This window comes from Pseudoalteromonas sp. BSi20480 (assembly GCF_000241365.1).
In the GTDB taxonomy this organism is placed as follows: Bacteria; Pseudomonadota; Gammaproteobacteria; order Enterobacterales; family Alteromonadaceae; genus Pseudoalteromonas; species Pseudoalteromonas marina.
Genome location: NZ_BADX01000088.1, coordinates 1 through 18,203, shown reverse-complemented (window position 1 = coordinate 18,203; position 18,203 = coordinate 1). Strand labels below are relative to the sequence as shown.

Genomic DNA, 18,203 nt, shown 5'->3' with positions numbered 1-18,203 from the left:
ACCGTGTTATTTTGTACTTGTTGGGGCGTCAAGTGATTGCAACGTTTGTTCTTTTTCTTCCCATAAACGATTTAACTCGCTTTGAAAACGAACTCTAAATTCAGAATCACCCGTGTAATCACCAATTAACTCATCACTTACCGGCATGACATTCACGTGTACATTAATATTTTTTACTTTCCCACCAGCAAAGTCCATAAACGTAGGAATACCGTCAGGGTAATGCAAAGTAACATTCACTACTTGAGAAATTTGCTCACCCATTGCTTGCATAACAAAGGCAATGCCACCGGCTTTTGGTTTTAATAAATGCGGAAATGGGCTTTGCTGTTTTGCATGTTTACTTTGTGTAAAGCGCGTACCTTCAACAAAGTTAACTACCGTTACAGGCATTTCTTTAAATTTTTCGCAGGCTTTACGTGTTGTTTCTAAGTCTTTGCCACGTAATTTAGGGTTCTTTTTAAGCTGACTTTTGCTCGTGCGCGTCATAAATGGAAAGTCGAGCGCCCACCAACATAAGCCCAAAATAGGCACATAAATAAGCTCTTTCTTTAAAAAGAAATTTAAAAACGGAATTTTACGATTAAATACGCGCTGTAATACTAAAATGTCTACCCAGCTTTGATGATTGGCAATCACCAAGTACCAATCTTTTAGTTTAAGAGAATCCAAGCCCGTCACGTTAAGTTTTGTTGGTGTAAGTAACAACTGGTTTAAGGTATTGAACGACACCCAAATAGTAGCGCACTGTTTAGCAACCCAACTCAATAACTTTTGTAATGGTTTGATAGGAATAAGCTTTAATAAGCCACAAATAAAAATAGGTATAAACCAAAAAAGTGTGTTTAATGCATAAAAAATAAGACTAAAAACACTACGAATAACTGACATTACTTCTATTCCTTTAACGGTGCGCAGCATTAAACACTGCGCATTTATACTTAAAAATTAATCTTCAAAATAGGTATAACCTTCAAGGCCCGCATTGAGCTCGGCTAAATAACCCGCTTTACACTGCTCTGAGGCATCTAGTTTATTAATTTGATAAGCAAAATTTTCGGCTAAAATAGCGCTATCGTAATCAACAAACTTTAATACATCCTTAACGCTATCACCTTTTATGGCATTGGTTAATACATAGCCGTCGTCGTTTAGCTCAACATGCACTGAATCGGTATCACCAAATAGGTTATGTAAATCGCCTAAAATCTCTTGATACGCGCCAACCATAAACATAGCAAGGTGGTATTGTTCGCCATGCTTATATTCAGGAATTGGCAAGCTGGTTTCAATACCTGCACCTTCAACGTATTCGCGAATTTGCCCATCCGAGTCACAAGTAATATCTTGAATAATGGCGCGCTGAGTAAGCGGTTGCGTTAAGTTTTCGATTGGCATAACCGGAAACAACTGCTGTATGCCCCACACATCTGGTAACGACTGAAACAGTGAAAAATTAACAAACAGTTTATCGGCTAATTTTTCATTTAAATCGTCGAGTACTTCTCGGTGAGCTCGCGCGTTATTGCTAAGCGACGCACGCACGCGATGCAAAATAGTAAAGTAAAGCTGCTCTATTTTCGCCCACTCTAGCATGCTTACTAAACCGTGTACGTACTGATCGTGTGCTTCGCTAAATAAGTGCATCGCATCGTGATAAATTTCGAGCGCCATACGCGGATTCAAACGCTGTAAACATTGCCACATTTCATCAAGCACTAACACGCTGTTTTCAAGCGGTGGTTCAGGATTTAAATGATTGGGTGCTTTTTCAACGTCAATTACGTCGGTAATGAGTACCGCATGATGGGCTGTTAAAGCGCGGCCTGACTCGGTAATAATAGCTGGATGGGTTAAATCGTGTTGGTCGCACACTTCCGCAAACGCATTGACTACGTTGCGGGCGTATTCTTCCACTGTGTAGTTCATTGAGCACGCACTGCGAGAGCCCGAGCCTTCATAATCAACGCCTAAACCGCCACCTACATCAACCGTATTCAGTGGTACGCCTAGTTGCGTTAACTCTGCAAAGTGACGCGCACACTCACGAAGTGCGCGGTGTATATCACGAATATTGGCAATTTGAGAGCCAATATGAAAATGTACCATTTGCATTAAGTGTAATTTATTGTGTTTTTTAAGTCACTTCTACTGCGCTTAATACTTGCCCTGCAGTTAAACCAAACTTACCTTTTTCGCCACCCGTATTTTGCCACTTACCTTTACCCACCGAATTTAAGCGTATACGAATGCCAATTGCAGGCTCTATGCCTAAGTTATCTATTTCTTCAAGTAAGGTGGTTAGCTCTGATAGCTTTTCGACCACTATTTTTACGCTGTGCCCCATGGCCTGACCAATACACGCTAAACGTAAAAACTCACTGTCTTTGTAGCCGTTACATACAATGGTAATTGGCTCTTTTGCCACACCTAAAATAGCCATTAGCTCAGGCTTTGAACCCGCTTCAAGACCAACTAAACCACTTGGGTGCGCCAATAACTTACTCACCACAGAGCGCTGCTGATTTACTTTAATAGGATAAACACAGGTGTATTTGCCATTATATTCGCGGCTACTGCGCGCTTTGGTAAAAGCATTAGTAAGCGTATCTACACGATTTTTTAAAATGTCGGTAAAGCGCACTAAAACAGGCAATGTTAGCCCTTGTTGTTTAAATTGCTCTGTTAAGTCTGTTAAAGAGATTGCGGCTTTATTTTGATCGCCGTCGGGGTAGGCAACCAATTCGCCTTGTGCATTGATATCAAAATAGCCATCACTCCAATGAGCAACATTATAAGTAGCACGTGCTGTTTCTAAACCCCAGGTCATGGCAACTCTTCTTTAGTCAATTAGGTATAAAGGCGCATTTTAATACGTCGCTATCCCCTAGGCTAACAAAAATTGAACTTTCACTCACTCCTCACTAACTTTATTCGCTAAATCAGTTAAAATGTCATTGAGCAAACCGCCAAGCACTGGCAGAATTGCCCTTTTTTTACCTTAACCTAAAAAGTGTATCAGCAACTATGGCAAACTTAGATCAAAGTAAGTGGTTTACTGAAATTAGCGTCCGTGACGGCAGCGCATTTTCATTACGCATTAACAAAAAGTTAGATGAAAAACAGTCTCCTTTTCAAAAAGTAGAAATGTTCGAAACCACAGACTTTGGTAATTTAATGATCATCGACGGGTGTACCATGGTATCAACCCGCGAAAACTTTTTTTATCATGAAATGATCAGCCACCCTGCACTTTTAGCACACCCAAATCCTAAAAATGTGGTTATTATTGGCGGCGGCGACTGCGGCACGTTACGTGAAGTATTAAAACACCCTGGCGTAGAAAGCGTAACGCAAATTGACATAGACGAAGTAGTCACACAAATGTCGTTAAAATACTTCCCAGAGCTGTGCGAGTCTAATAACGATGCACGCGCTACAGTTATGTTTGATGATGGCATTAAGTACATGCGCGAAGTGGCTGGTGAGTCTATCGACGTGGTTATTGTTGATGGCACCGACCCAGTAGGCCCAGGTGAAGGTTTATTTAACCATGCGTTTTACACTAGCTGCTTAAACGCACTTCGCCCTGGCGGTATTTTAGTGCAACAAAGCGAATCGCCACTTATGCATATGCCACTATTGGTTGAAATGCGTGAAGCGATGTTAAGCGTTGGCTTTAACGATTTACAAACATTGCCATTCCCTCAGCCTATTTACCCAAGTGGTTTATGGTCGGTAACACTTGCTCGTAAGTCTGAAGCATTTAATGGTTTTAGAGAAGACGGCGCAGCACACGTTGCAACGCAAAGTGAATACTACAACAGTGGTATTCACCATGGGGCTTTAGCAACACCTAACTTTATGAAACGCGCGTTTGATAAAAAATAATCAGTGTTAATATTCTAAAAAGGGAGCTCTACACGCTCCCTTTTTGTTACGTTAAACCTTAAACCGGTTAACTAATCGATTAAGCTCGTCTGTTAACTGCTCCATTTTATTTGATACATCTTGCGTTGTGCGCGCCAGCGACCCACCCTCTAAGGTTTGATCGTTAAGTGATGATAAGTTATGGCTTATTTCATCAGAAACCGTTGTTTGCTCTTCGGTTGCTTGCGCAGTTTGCATAGCCATATCGTTTACTTTAGTAGATGAACTTTGCATGGCATTGAGTATATCGTTAGTTTGCGAAAACGATTCCACAGCATCATCTGCAAATTGCTTACTCTCACCTATAGCATTAATCGACTGCGATACACTCGATGCAAACAACTCAATCATTTGTTGAATATCGTTGGTACTATCTTGTGTGCGCGTAGCGAGCGTCCTTACTTCGTCAGCCACAACCGCAAAGCCTCGTCCGTATTCGCCAGCACGTGCCGCCTCTATTGCTGCATTAAGTGCTAATAAGTTTGTTTGTTCTGCTATGGCACGAATCACCTCAAGGACTTTGGCGATGTTGTCAGAACTTTGTTGCAGCTCAGTAGAGCGCGCCATAGCTTGCTCCATGTTGCTAGAAAGAGAGGTAATTCGCGAACTAGAATTGGCCACCGCACTAAGCCCTTGTTGCGCTAGTTTTAACGAATTATCGGCTTCGCTTGATGACTGCTGTGCAACCCCTGCAACCTCTTTGCTAGCGGTGCTCATTTCATGTACTGCGCTTACAATAGATTCCGACGCTTGCCCCAAGGCTTGGTTTACACTGTTATTTTGGGTGGCCACTTTGCTAAGCTCAACACCTAAACTATTTAACTCTTTAGATTGCTCTAATATATCGCGTATTAATTGCTGTAAATTATCTAAAAAAGTATTAAATTCGGTGGCTAAGTCAGAAAACTCATCTTTAGACGTTACTTGTATTCGGCCAGTTAAATCGCCATCCCCTGAGGCAATATCACTAATACGCTTAGTCACATAATTGATTTGGCGAGTAAGTTGTTTAGGCACAATGTAACTAAACCAACTCGCTGCAATTAAAATAATAGCAACCACTGTCAGCATCATCATTTTTGTTGAAATGATATTGGATGAAAGCGTGATGATTTCTTGCTCCGAGGTTTTTTCAGCCAGCTCACCGGCTTTATCAAGCCTAATCCTTAAAGTGGCAAATGCTTGCTCTGAATTCGTTTGTTTAGCTTGGCTATTTTTATCAGCCATGTAGCTTTTTGACGCTGCAAGCCAAGCATTAAAGTCGTTTTCAAAGCCATTTAGCTCTTTAGCTATACTGGGGTAATCTTTCATTAAAGATAAATACTGATTAAGTTTATCAGTAACTTGCATTGCATTTTCTTCGTGCTCTGCCTGGTACTTTTCTGTATTTTTTGAATGAGCTACTAAATTTAATTCGGCCACTTTAGCTTGGTATAGGTCGCGGTCTGCGTTTAAAGCAAGAGACAGCGCCTTAATAAACTTTTCAGACTGCACATCAAGTGCATTTTTTTGTAAGGTTATTAAGTAGGTATACCCCACAATTAACGAGAGTATGGCAAGTCCTAATACAACAATAGGAAACGACACTTTAACGCGAATACTATGCAAATTCATTTTATCACCCTGCAAGGCCCTAAACGCCTCTTACAAATTAAACCTAAAATTGCAGTAGGTTGATAAAACCTAAAACTTCCATTGCGTGTTAATCATTACTTGCTGCTGCGAAGCTCGCTGCTGCAGCCCCATTGCAGCTCTATTGTCTACAAAACTTTTTAGTGCTGAGCCTTCAATACCAATTTGACCATGTTTGCTAAACGCGTAACGCCAAGAGGCTGTTACCCCTTCGCCATTGCTTGCATTTGGGTCAAATACCGTCGTGTCGTTATCGGTTACATTAAAGTAATCGTACCGCAACGATACTCTATGCTTACCTTCTTTATGGCTTAGCATTAAATAATGGCTATAAAAGTCGTTATCTATTAATTTGCTATGCCCCATTTCGGTTTTACCGCTTAGTACCTGTGTTATAAAACGCATTTTATTATTAAATTTATATAACCATGCAGCACTGGTAAAACGTGTATTCCATGCATATTGTCCTGAGCTAATGTTCAGTTTAGTTGGATCGCCATTATTGTCGTAATAATAAACTCTAAATTGTGATTGTTTTAAATAATCCCAGTGAACACCAAGGTAATAACCAAAGCGCCCATCAACTTCTTCAAATGGTAAAACCTGATTTGCCTGCCAACGCAATGCATATTCGCTAAGTGCTGCAACGGGTGCAAACCTAATACCTTCGTTAAATGTAGTTTGCCTGTCGTGCATGGCAAAGCCACGCCAAGACAGCAGCGTGCCTGTAGGGTCGTTACCTTTAAATGTTGCCCCCACTAAACTAAAACTATGCGGGCTGTTAAAACGTTTAGCGGGGCGTTTTATTGTTACCTCTGCGCCAACGGTTCTAAGCTCTTCACCTATCCAACTATTAATTGCTGAATTGGTATAGTTGTAAGGAGATGTCCAGCCAATATCTGGGTTCTCTAACGACATTAGCGGATAAAACCCACCCACTCGTACATGCCACTTATAAGCGCTACTAGTTAATGGTTTATATGTAAAATAGGCTTGTGTTAAACCTAAACCTACATCAGGGTCCTGATTAACGTTTAACACCCCATGAGCAGACCAACTTGTTGCTAAATCGGCGCGCACGTCAATAATACCTTGCGATAATAAAACCCCATCGCTTTTAGCATCGTGTCGGTATAAGCCGGTGCCTCCGTCTTGAAAACTTTTTAGCGCATCACCTTGAACTGCACGCACTTGTAGCAGCCCCTTAACCTGTGCACTGATTGACGCGCTAAATAAAAGCACACCACTCACAACCGCATATTTGAGCATGTGGTTAATAATCATCAAATTCATCCGTAGCAAAATCAAACTGCTCGGTTATGGCTTGCTTCACTTTATAAATAAATGGAGCTTGCCCTATGGTTACTTTTTTAGACTCAACATGGCTTATATCGCCAAACCCAGAATGCCACACATTAAGTGTGTACTCACCTGGCTCTACGGTTAAATTTACATGTCCGCTGTTATCGGTAATATCAAAAATAGGGCTATCAACAACCACAATATAACCAAGCATCCAGTCATGAATGTTACATCCCAACTCAACAACACCGGTTTGATCAAACACTAATGGCGCCTTGGGTTGTTCCTTATATAACTTTAATTCAAACGTTTTTGCCTCAGAAAACGAATACACATGATGCAAAATTGAATCGGCGTTTGGAAATTCCACTTTTGCATTTTGTGGTACAACTAAAATGCGCGGTGTAAACTCCCTATCTTTTTGCACCATAGAATAAAGCGTATCCGCTTGGCTGGATTGACTAGAAAGCACCTCAGAAGTCAGCCACACCACGGCATCAGCCATAGGCTCGTTTTTATTATTGTTAACCGTGATAGAAACCGCTTGCGCCTGCCAAGTTAATAACATGACTATAATTAACGTTAAATATTTGAACATCATCTTACTATTCTTATTTTTCAAATTATTTACAGTATAGACCTATTAGGTGACTTATTTCTTTCTATTTTATTGATAAATGAATACGTATGTAGATATTCGTATTTGTTAACAACAGCCTTTATTCTGATAAGTCACACTGACACAGTAAGGATCTCTTAAATGAGAACATCAGCACTTTTGCTTTTCGCTTTTTCGGGCAGCTGTTTTGCACAAACAGCCACATTACAATCGCCCAACGGCAATATTAAAATAACTATTTCTGACGAATTAACGACCCCAAGCTATTCAATCGACTTTAAAAACAAACCGGTTATTAATAGCTCCGCGCTTGGTTTTAAATTTAAACAACAAGCCCCCTTTAGCGAAGGTTTTAAAATAACCCACACACAACAAAACACACAAAACACCCAGTGGCAACAACCCTGGGGCGAGCGACAAACCGTTACCGACAACCATAACGAAGTTGCTGTTACATTTAAAAAACCACAAGGCGGCGTATTTACTGTTAAATTTAGAGCCTTTAACAACGGCGTGGGCTTTAGATACGAAGTACCCAAGCAACCCGGTTTTGAAAATATAGAAATCACAAAAGAACTTACCGAATTTGCCATTACCGACAGCCAAAGTGCAACAGCGTGGTGGATCCCAGCCCGAGGCTGGAACCGTTACGAATATGTTTATAACACCACCCCAGTTAACGACGCTCCCTTAGTACACACCCCTTTTACGTTTAAAAACAAAGAGGGCGTACACGTTAGCATTCACGAAGCAGCCCTTGTCGATTATGCAGGTATGACCCTTAACCAGCGTCGACCAGGTGTTTTTCAAGCTGATTTAACACCGTGGTCTGACGGCATTGCAGTAAAAAAGCAAGGCGCATTTAATACACCGTGGCGTACTATTCAAATAGGCAGTAAAGCAGTCGACCTGATTAACTCCGATATTATTTTAAACCTTAATGAGCCAAATAAATTAGGTGATGTTTCGTGGGTAAAACCGGGTAAATACGTCGGTATTTGGTGGGGTATGCATATAAATACGCAAACATGGGGCAGTGGTGAAAAACACGGTGCTACAACTCAAACAACCAAATACTACATGGACTTTGCCGCAGAGTATGGCTTTGACGGCGTGCTAGTAGAAGGATGGAACATAGGCTGGGATGGCGACTGGTTTTTTAATGGCGATGTGTTTAGCTTTACACAACCCTACGACGACTTCGATATTGAGGAGCTTACCCGCTACGGTAAGCAAAAAGGGGTGCAGTTAATTGGCCACCACGAAACCTCAGGCAATGTAACTAACTATCGCAATCAAATGGAAGATGCCTTTGCCCTTTACGAAAAGTCAAACGTAAGCCAAGTTAAAACGGGCTATGTGGCCGATGGCGGAAACATAAAACGCATAGATGAAAACGGCATTGCCCGCCATGAGTGGCACGACGGTCAATTTATGGTTAACGAATACCTTTATAACGTAAAGCTCGCTGCTAAACATAAAATTAGTATCAACACTCACGAACCTATAAAAGACACTGGCCTGCGCCGTACCTACCCAAACTGGATTGCGCGCGAAGGCGCACGTGGGCAAGAGTTTAATGCATGGGGCACACCGCCTAACCCGCCAGAGCATATCCCTATGCTTGCGTTTACCCGTATGCTGGCAGGGCCAATGGACTTTACTCCCGGTATATTTGATATGGGCTTTAATGGCTTAGGCGATGATACAAACCGCCCACAAACAACGCTTGCCAAGCAACTTGCACTTTATGTTGTGCTGTATAGCCCGATTCAAATGGCTGCCGACCTACCTAAAAACTACTTAGCTAAACCCGATGCTTTTCAGTTTATTCAAGATGTACCAACCGATTGGCAGCAGAGTATTGCGCTTGATGGCGAGGTGGGCGACTTTATTGTATTCGCTCGTAAAGAACGAAAACGCGATAAATACTCAGGAAACGATTGGTACTTAGGTGCAGTGACTGACGAAAAAGCCCGCACTATTGAAGTAAAACTCGACTTTTTAGAAAAGGGTAAAGAGTTTGAAGCGCATATATACCAAGACGGCAAAAACGCTGAATGGAAAAACAAGCCGTATGATTTAGATATCGAAAAGCGCGTAGTTAGTGCAAACGATAAGCTAACTTTAAAACTAGCAACAAGCGGCGGCACTGCCATCCGCTTTAAAGCACTTTAGGCTTCACGGTTATATCAGTTTTACAGATATTTAAGTGTTACAAATACAAAACTCTGCACAGGTTATTGTGCAGAGTTTTGTATTTTTATAGGCAGATAAATTTGTGCACGTAAGCCGCCTTCTTCGCTCATTCCCTCACGACGTAACATGATACAAAGCACCTTCGAACTCTAATATTAACGGCCTAGCCACTTTTTTACCTATCTATGTTAGTAAATTAATAACTAAAGATTAAGCACTAGTCGGCTAAAAAGCAAAAAACAAGACCTGACCCCATAAGCAATTAGCTGTAGACATAAATTTAGATCTTTGATGTCTGAAGTCAAGATTTGACCCTAATCACTTTAAAAACGAGGCTAATTATAGTACCAGTTTGTAGACTTTTAAGGGGTTTGCAAGATGCAAGACCTGACCCTGTTAATTTTTCAAAGGATAAATTCATTAAGGTTTACATTTAATTTTATTACCTGCTAAATAGTAAATACCATCCAGTGTACCAACTAATGATGGTAAATTAGAGAAACACTGAGAAGTATATTTAATAGGGAAGTAATTCCTTATTTTTTGCTGTTCATTATTATAATCTTCCCATGTAGCTTCAATCATACCGTTCCATAAATTGATACACTCGTCATTATTAGTGAATATTACTGGCTGAATATATTCAACTGAATTAGATTTATCCCAATAAACATATCCCATGTAAATATTACCTAAACTATCTTCAAAATTAGTTCGAACTAACAACTGATAATTATTTAAATAGTCTTCTTTTTTAAGCGGACGTACTGTAAGTTCATCTTCAACTGAGTCATCCAATGGGAAATACCACACTGGACACCCTTTAATGTCTTCTTCTTTTAAATCATAAACTTGCTTATCCAAATCTAATCAACCTTATTGTATCAGATGTTCAATTGACCGATATAAATCAGGCCGTCCTAAATCATTATACGCTTTTTCTAACCCTGTTCTTATTTGTTCTGAACTATATTCAGCTTTTTTACCTCCAACCATTGGGGGGAGGTACTTTCTAATTGCACTGTGCATGGATTTTGGATTTCCCGCACCTGTATGAGAAAACTGCGTTATCATTGTAGCAGGATGATTTTTCATCATACTTTCAGTGTACCCTAACATTTTCCCTAAATACCTAGGTAAAATATGATGCGCTTGAAAGCCTTTCGCAATTCCTTGCAAATTGGCGAAAGTAGGACTAATTATTGGTATAGAAAATGATGCTCTTATCCCTTGCTGAGCTTTACTTGCCAAAGTTCCAGGAATTATTAATGTAGCATACTGTTCCCACCCTGCTTCTTTTTCATATGCATCCATATCAGCAACACTTTGTGGAGATGGATGTAACCAAGGAAGTCGCGAACTATTTCCGTACAAAATATCAAATGATGCTGTCTTAACTACTGACTTAAGATAGCCAAAGGCACGACTACCTGATATAGGCGTTATACTTCCTGAAGTAAAGTCACTTAAGTTATTAGCAGTTTCGCTCGGTGAGTTTATATCTGGTAAATTTGGTCCTGTAGCTCGCGCTTTCTCTTGTTTATTTGGTGCTCCATTACTAGGTGTATTGTTTATGGGTGCACTAGGGTTATCACTATTACCATCTCGACTCGTATCTCCAGATGCTGCGCTATTACTAGGGTTATTTTGTTCTTCCTTTGCACAAGGATCCGGAGCGCAAGTTATCACAATATCAAGAGGCTCCTCTTCATAGCCTGAAGGATCATGCCCATTCACAGGATTATTCATTATATACGAGTAAGGATTAATACTCTGGCTATTCGTTGGGCTTTGAATAACAGGATCAACACTCATAAACCGACCTAGGTTATAATCGTACACCCGACCGTTCATATGGATTAGCTCTACACTATCTAAATGCTCATGGTCAGTAAAGCCTCGATTCGTTTTTGCATCCGCCAAATCATCTAGTTTTGAAGCCCCAAATGATTTTAATCCACCACTGGCTAAACGTGGTTTGCCAAATGGGTCGTAGTTTCGCTCTGATTCTACTTGCCCGTTGTGGTCGGTAAATACCCGCGCACTGCCTAGGCGATCGCGGTGGGTATAGCGGATGGTTGCGCCCTCATTAGTGGTTTGGCTTATTACGGCAATGTCGTCTATGTAAGCTCGCCAGGTGGTTTTTGTGCCAGTAACTTCTTCTTCATATAATTTATCACTGTAAAAAGTAGTCACGCTGCCATTTACTTGTTTAAAGCGCATATGCTGCGGGCCATAAGTAAAATTGAGAGTTTTACCGTCCTTTACTATTTGTGTGGGTTTATCCATCGCGTTATAGGCAGCGCTGGTTAAACCATCACCACTGGTCATGTTGCCTCTCGTATCATAACCAAACGACTTCCAACCACCGCGATAAACACGTTTTACTGCATTGGGCCCGCCTGTTACGCCGTTTTCATAATCATACTGCGTTGCATAGTCTGATTTTGATAACAAATTACCCACCGCATCATAGCTATAGTTGATTGTGCTGATACCATTAACGGCATTACTCTCTAAACGGTGTAGTGCATCGTAGCTGTAAGTTTCACTAAAGCTATGCTGATTGCCAATATTACCTGTCGTAATATCAACTGCTTTTAAATTACCAAAACCATCGTACGCGGAGTAATCGATGTTCATAATGTTGCTATTATTTTTAGTCTATTGTTTTTAGGAGCATTTGCCCACTTTTGTTACTGTAAGCAGTATTTTCAGTGAGTCCATTACCTAGCGTATTTTGAGAGCCATTACCAAATATGTCGAATTCAGTTATATTTTTATACACATAACCACTAGCCGCATTTTTTACCTGCGTTTGATAGCCTACGTCATTGTAACTGTATTCAAGTGTGAGGTTGTTGGGGTAACGCAGCCCTTTTACGCGGCCATAATTACTGTCGTAGAAGGTGGTTGTGGTATAGCTTTTACCACTGCCTGCAATGGTTTGACCGCTTGGGCGACCGCGACTGTCGTAAGTGTAGGTTTTGGTTACGCCATTGCCTGTGGCTTGGTTTAACTGCCCTAAACCATACGTTGCGCTGTCATAGGTATACGTTAATGTATTTTCACCTGTGGCGGTGCGCCGCGTTACACGGCCTAATACGTCGGTGACATAAGTCAATGTTTTACTGCCAACGCGTGCCTCTCGTTGCAGCTCACCAAAGCCGTTGTACTCAAAATTAGTGACGCCTTGGTTAGGGTCATCCACCTGTGTTTTTTGGCCTAAGCCGTTGTAGGTTGCCTCTATGTTGTTGCCATTAGCATCTTGAATAACAATAGGTAAGCCTTGGTTATTATAGCTGTAACGAGTAACACCATTATCAGCATCCACCGTTTGCATAAGCTGTTTAAGGCTATTGTAGGTACGCGACATATCCAAGGTGATGCCATAACAACTATCATAGACCTCAATATCTGTCTTAAGTCCACTGTAGCTGTAATTAGTAGTCATGTTACCGCAATGTTGATTGGTTACTTTTTCGATTACGCGGCCAAGTGCATCGTGTTCGGTGTATGACGTACCATAAACTGCACCTCCTTCTTTATAGGGCATAGATTCAAACGTTTTATAGCCAAGGCTGTTATAATTAACGTCACTAAACACCCAGTCACCATCGAAATTCTGCACAGCTGTACGTAATGTTCGTCCCAGCGCATCTAGATAGATTTTTTGCATAGGCTGCCCTGCTGAGACATTTAACACTTGTATTATTGCATTAGCTGGTGCTTGTGCGTCAGGTGTTTGCATTGCACTGTAACGGGCCGGACTGCCATCAGTCTGAATACTGTAAGGGCGGTTATAATCATCGTAACCAAAGTTTGTCACTTGATAGCTATTGCTACTAAGCTGCTGACGAGTTTGGGTTATCTGCCCTGTTGCAGGGTTTACTTCGGTGTAGCTAATATGCCCTTTAGCATTAGTTTGTTTATATGGAAAATAACCGTCAGTAGCTTCAACAGTTCCGTCTTTACTGTAGGTGGTTGAAGTTGTACGTGTTTGGTCGATCCAACTACCACTACTATTACGCACTTTTGTGGTTTGACTAACAGATAATGGAAGGCCGTAGGCATTATAGATAGTATCTATTTCACTCCCATAACCAGATGATGAGCCACCAAGTGTTGCTGTAGTTGTTATTGTTTGTGGCTGTCTACTACCATGGTAATTACTGTATTCACTTCTAATGCTCGTTTCTTGATCTAAGTCTGCATCCGTTATTGGGTCGTTTGTACTGCGCCCAGCTACACGAGCTATAGTTTGTATTTTAGTATTAAGTTTATTTAACCACCAGTTACTTTCGTTACCCTCATACTCGCGTGTTTCACTTGTGGTATACGTACCCCAAGCGTCTTCAACTTGCGTAGATGATGCAGTTACATTGCCATATTGATCTAACCTAGTAATATTTTTATCGATGCGTGTTAGATCTTGTTTAGTAACTAAATCTCGAGTAATTTGTGTAGTTTCATTTGGGTATAAATTATAAACGTCAGTTACACTGTGAGTTGAGTTCTCTTGCCACTCAGTATTTGAATAACTTACCGCATAGGTTTCATTATCACTAATACCTAGGTGCCCGCTTCCCCTTGTTGCATAATCATCTTCGCTAAATGTAGCTTGTCGCTTTAGCTTGCCTTGATACGGAAAAATTTGCTCAAAATCAGTTTGAGTGACTAAAGCACGATCTACATCTTTTTCTATAATTGATTTAAAACCCATAAAACCACGGCCTTGCGTTTGGTAAACACCATCAATGTAGTGGTATTGCTTACTACGTGTTTCACCAAGCCCGTTCGGCTGCTTAAATTTAGCAACAACTTTTTGTGAAGACCCTAGCTTTCTCAATGTCACATCAGCTAAAGGCGCATTATTAACACTGTAAATACCTGTACTCAAGTTTGCATTGCGGCCAAGTTGTTGGTATTCAAACTCTGCCACTAAACCAAAGTCATTATCAATGCGTTTTAACGTCCGACTTGTCCCACCTTCTAATGCATATGTATAAATCCCCGCATCAGGTGCTGCATCAGGATAACAATAAAAACGACCGCTTGAATAAGGTATTTGTACACCGCAAGATGTATCTGAAGAATGTTGCCTAAAGCCAAGAGCTGTAACTACTTCTTGCCAGCCATCACCGTTTACATCAACAACACTCGTTGTTGCTAAGCCGCCTAATAAATCTGCACCATCGGCTTGTAATATTATCTCTTCAAATGTTAAACCATTTTCGTTCGGTTTAAGAACACGCCAAGTCCACACATCATATTTATGATAATAACTACGCTCCCCTGTATCTTCATCCCTAATTAAACAAACTTGATTGTTGGTTGCATCCCAACAATGGTAAGCATATGCTCTTCTATAAGGGGCAAGAATATCCATTCGCCCGTCATTATCATAATCAAACACTTGTACAAAGCTATTAATTGTCGACTCTTCATATGTATTTTCACGTGCATCAGCCCACACATTAAACTCTGGTAGCCCTGTGTTTGATCCTGTTGAAAATTGCCCGCCACCAAAATTAAGGTGCATAAACCAATACAACTTGTTCGTTGACCCATCTTCTTTTAACGTCATTATATCAAGTAAGTTATCCCCGTTGACATCAAGCCATATAGCCTTTTTCATACGCGAAGGAAAGAAGTCAGGATTTATTCCTAAATCATGATTAGTGAATAACAATGTGCTACCTGCTACAGAGAGCTCAACCCACTTCCCAAAATCAGGATAATAAACATCAGGTGTACCATCCCCATTAATATCAGCAATACTAAATTTAGGAATACTTAAGGCTACGTTACCAATATGAATGAAGCCACTAATAGGCTTACCTGTAGCATCGGTGTTTCTAAGGTAAACTTTGAGCTGGCCATTCGCTCTATCTTGGATGATAAAATCCGCGTAGCCATCACTGTTCATGTCTTGAGCAAAACTATTACAAGGCTCACTCATCGGATTATATCTACCATCATTAACGACAACCAAATCACACGCCGCAGGGATATTTGTAGAAAAGACATCCTCATAAGCTCCTGTCTCACGATTTAGCTCAACAATAGATAATTTTAAATTGGAGTCTAAATAAACAAAATCAGCGATGCCATTCAAGTTATAATCGATATAACCACTAATTTTATGAACATTCACAGCACCATTATTAAACTGGGAATAGTCAGGGAAACTCGTAATATCAAAAGTTGTTTGATTACCTGCAATTTCTTGCACCTGTTCAAGCATTTTTATGTCATTCAGACCATCACCAGTATAATCGCTGCTGGTGTCATAAAATGAGCCTGAAGCCAAAACCATATCTGTTGGCTCTATCGCAACATTTGCATAAGGATGGTCATCGGTATTACTAAAAGAAAGCTCTTCTATATTCCATGCAAAATCAGTAGCAGCCAATTGATTGCCCGTATTGCAAGTGGATGACTTACACAGCTCTAGGCGACTTAAATAATGCTCATCATAAATAAGGTGGTAACTTTTCTCGACACTCTCCGTAGAGTCATCTGGAATGATATCTATCCTAGCAAGGTTCTGTGTGTTTTCGTATTTGCCACCCCATACATAACCAAAACCTGATTTGTAACTTGATTGATATACAAAGCTGATCATTTTATCGCCAGAACTACTTATATTAGCACTCGATTTAGTGTAATAAATACCAGTTAAAAGCTTCTCACTAACACCAAAGTCACCGTATTCATAGTTTATAAAGTTGTTCTCTGTTGCATCGTGTTGATACTGCATTAACCAAGAGTAAGTAGCCGTTTTACCACTATGAACTAACCGTGATTTTGCGTCTTTACCAAAATAAGCAACTCGGCCATTTTTATATTCAACTCTGAACCATGTAGATGAGCCATTTAGTGAACCACTTTGTGTTACACGCACAAAGCTATCTATTTCAGTACGATATTCAGTCCCTGAGCTTCCATAGCTACCTGATGTATTAATTAAACGCTGACCCTCTAAGCACAGCCTGTCATTACTATTATATTGTGGGTTTTGCATGAAGCCATCTTGTGCATATGTGGCTGCGCACCTTGTAATACTTGAGCTAGCAGATAGCGACCACCCCATTCCGGCAATACCATTACCACTGCGGGATGAATAATTAAGTGATACTTCAGGCTGCATGCCAGCTCTGCCCGGCGGTAATTGGATTGGAATATGATACGTTGAGGCGCCACCACTTACACCAGCTTGCCCCTCCAAGGTACCTATTAATTGGCTACTAGGAGCAACGGTGTCAATAAAGTTACTTGCATCATTTGGGGTCTGTGTAGTAAGTGTCGAGTGTGGGGTTAACAAAACAGTAAAGTCTTTGAATGTTATGTCACTGTCACTCCAATTTGATTTAACTGCTTTTGCACACACTCTTTTGCTCTGAGTTAAAGAAAAAACAGGAGCAGAAGACTGCCAGCCTGAATTAGTACAACTAGCATTAAGTGATATTAATTTATATTTTATAGTTGCGTTTTGATTGGAGGTTATCGTTATATTGTCGCCAGCTGTCACTTTATTTAAGTCAGGTTTAATAGATGGTTTATTTAATTTAAGTAAATAGTCTTTACTTACAGTGTCGCTATTTTTCCAACCAGCCTTTACTGTATAAGCACACACTTTTTGGCTTGCTCTAAGAGTAATTGGTGACGAATAAGAATTTACAGAACCATTTGTACAACTACTTCCTCTTGAAACTAATTTATATTTAATAGATGCATTTTGCTGAGAATAAATTGAGACTTTGGCGCCATCAACTAATGGAGTTGTTACATTAAAGATTGGAGGCTCTAATTGCAAAGTGTAACTTTTAGATTGTGTGTCACTATCTTTCCACCCGCTTTTATTAGCTTTAGCACATACATTAGCTGACGAAGAAAGCTTAAATGCATTTTTGTAAACCTTCCAACCATCAAGATTTGAGCATGATGAACCTAAACCAATAGTTTTATAAAATATTGTTGCAGAAGGCTCAGAAGTAATTGAAACATAAGTGTTGTACCGAATAGTACTTGTCGACGGAGCAATAATTGGCTTAGGTAGTTTTTTTACTTCAGGAACTATTATGGGAGGGCTAACTAAATAATCACTGTACTTATTTTCGCCATTAATTTTTTTTACAGCTCGAACCCTAAATACGTGTTTGCTATATCCCGCTAATGAAAAGTAATAACTCTTGTAGCTTAACCCTTCTGCTACTACCCTAAAAGAACTATCATCCTCAGATACTTCGACCGAAAAAGTGGTTTCTGAATCGCAAAAACCGCTGCACGGAAGTGCTACTGCCGATGAACTACCACTACCATATAACAACCCTCCACCATCATCATAGCTTCCCCAACTCCAAGAAATTCTGATTGAACTCTCATCTTTTGTAAATGCGAAAGCTGTTGGAGCTTTTGGATTAATTGTTATTGGTTCTACTGGATAAAACATCCCCATAGAGCTTGCAGGAAAGCAAAAAACGCTTAGCAATATAGTAAAAAAACAAGGGGTACAAGA

The 18,203-nt window shown here is 40.4% G+C and carries 9 protein-coding genes and 1 pseudogene; 2 read left to right on the top strand and 8 right to left on the bottom strand.

Annotation, left to right across the window (positions count from 1 at the left end; genetic code table 11):
• Nucleotides 1-6 precede the first annotated feature (6 nt).
• Nucleotides 7-891: an acyltransferase gene (locus tag P20480_RS08675; RefSeq protein ID WP_008129852.1), complete on the bottom strand. Its 885-nt coding sequence runs from the start codon at nt 889-891 to the stop codon at nt 7-9.
• A 57-nt stretch (nt 892-948) separates the two neighbouring features.
• A pseudogene (gene speA, locus P20480_RS18130) lies at nt 949-2,830 on the bottom strand (biosynthetic arginine decarboxylase).
• Nucleotides 2,831-3,027: 197 nt separating this feature from the next.
• Here speA and speE point away from each other — a divergent pair.
• A complete protein-coding gene (gene speE / locus P20480_RS08680) occupies nt 3,028-3,891 on the top strand; it encodes a polyamine aminopropyltransferase (RefSeq protein ID WP_008129849.1) in 864 nt (287 codons plus the stop codon).
• A gap of 51 nt (nt 3,892-3,942) precedes the next feature.
• On the opposite strand, the gene P20480_RS08685 is transcribed toward speE, so the two are convergent.
• The 3 genes from P20480_RS08685 to P20480_RS08695 form a co-directional block, all read right to left on the bottom strand.
• The gene (locus P20480_RS08685; protein WP_008129848.1) at nt 3,943-5,544 is read right to left on the bottom strand and encodes a methyl-accepting chemotaxis protein; all 1,602 of its coding nucleotides are present in this window, start codon (nt 5,542-5,544) and stop codon (nt 3,943-3,945) included.
• A gap of 69 nt (nt 5,545-5,613) precedes the next feature.
• On the bottom strand, nt 5,614-6,846 hold the full coding sequence (locus tag P20480_RS08690) for a hypothetical protein (protein ID WP_008129847.1): 1,233 nt from the start codon (nt 6,844-6,846) through the stop codon (nt 5,614-5,616).
• On the bottom strand, nt 6,836-7,462 hold the full coding sequence (locus P20480_RS08695) for a methylamine utilization protein (RefSeq protein ID WP_033025471.1): 627 nt from the start codon (nt 7,460-7,462) through the stop codon (nt 6,836-6,838). Before P20480_RS08695 ends, P20480_RS08690 begins: the two co-directional genes overlap by 11 nt.
• A 162-nt stretch (nt 7,463-7,624) precedes the next feature.
• On the opposite strand from P20480_RS08695, the gene P20480_RS08700 reads away from it, so the two are divergent.
• Nucleotides 7,625-9,661 carry a glycoside hydrolase family 97 protein gene (locus P20480_RS08700; protein WP_008129845.1) on the top strand — a complete coding sequence of 679 codons (2,037 nt, stop codon included), beginning with the start codon at nt 7,625-7,627 and terminating at the stop codon, nt 9,659-9,661.
• A 441-nt stretch (nt 9,662-10,102) separates the two neighbouring features.
• On the opposite strand, the gene P20480_RS08705 is transcribed toward P20480_RS08700, so the two are convergent.
• The 3 genes from P20480_RS08705 to P20480_RS08715 are packed head-to-tail and all read right to left on the bottom strand — an operon-like array spanning nt 10,103 to nt 18,137.
• Nucleotides 10,103-10,546 (bottom strand): hypothetical protein, encoded by a 444-nt coding sequence (locus tag P20480_RS08705; protein ID WP_008129844.1) that lies wholly within the window; start codon nt 10,544-10,546, stop codon nt 10,103-10,105.
• Between the two features lie 12 nt (nt 10,547-10,558).
• A complete protein-coding gene (locus tag P20480_RS08710) occupies nt 10,559-12,325 on the bottom strand; it encodes an RHS repeat domain-containing protein (RefSeq protein ID WP_008129843.1) in 1,767 nt (588 codons plus the stop codon).
• A 16-nt stretch (nt 12,326-12,341) separates the two neighbouring features.
• Nucleotides 12,342-18,137, bottom strand: a complete 5,796-nt coding sequence (locus tag P20480_RS08715; protein ID WP_008129840.1) for a SpvB/TcaC N-terminal domain-containing protein — start codon at nt 18,135-18,137, stop codon at nt 12,342-12,344.
• Nucleotides 18,138-18,203: the final 66 nt, after the last annotated feature.

Bases quoted from the DNA above. Each gene is read 5' to 3' on its own strand.
- P20480_RS08695 (WP_033025471.1), bottom strand. From the start codon at position 7,462: ATGTTCAAATATTTAACGTTAATTATAGTCATGTTATTAACTTGGCAG.
- P20480_RS08675 (WP_008129852.1), bottom strand. From the start codon at position 891: ATGTCAGTTATTCGTAGTGTTTTTAGTCTTATTTTTTATGCATTAAAC.
- P20480_RS08710 (WP_008129843.1), bottom strand. From the start codon at position 12,325: ATGAACATCGATTACTCCGCGTACGATGGTTTTGGTAATTTAAAAGCA.
- P20480_RS08690 (WP_008129847.1), bottom strand. From the start codon at position 6,846: ATGATTATTAACCACATGCTCAAATATGCGGTTGTGAGTGGTGTGCTT.
- P20480_RS08700 (WP_008129845.1), top strand. From the start codon at position 7,625: ATGAGAACATCAGCACTTTTGCTTTTCGCTTTTTCGGGCAGCTGTTTT.
- P20480_RS08715 (WP_008129840.1), bottom strand. From the start codon at position 18,137: ATGTTTTATCCAGTAGAACCAATAACAATTAATCCAAAAGCTCCAACA.
- P20480_RS08685 (WP_008129848.1), bottom strand. From the start codon at position 5,544: ATGAATTTGCATAGTATTCGCGTTAAAGTGTCGTTTCCTATTGTTGTA.
- speE (WP_008129849.1), top strand. From the start codon at position 3,028: ATGGCAAACTTAGATCAAAGTAAGTGGTTTACTGAAATTAGCGTCCGT.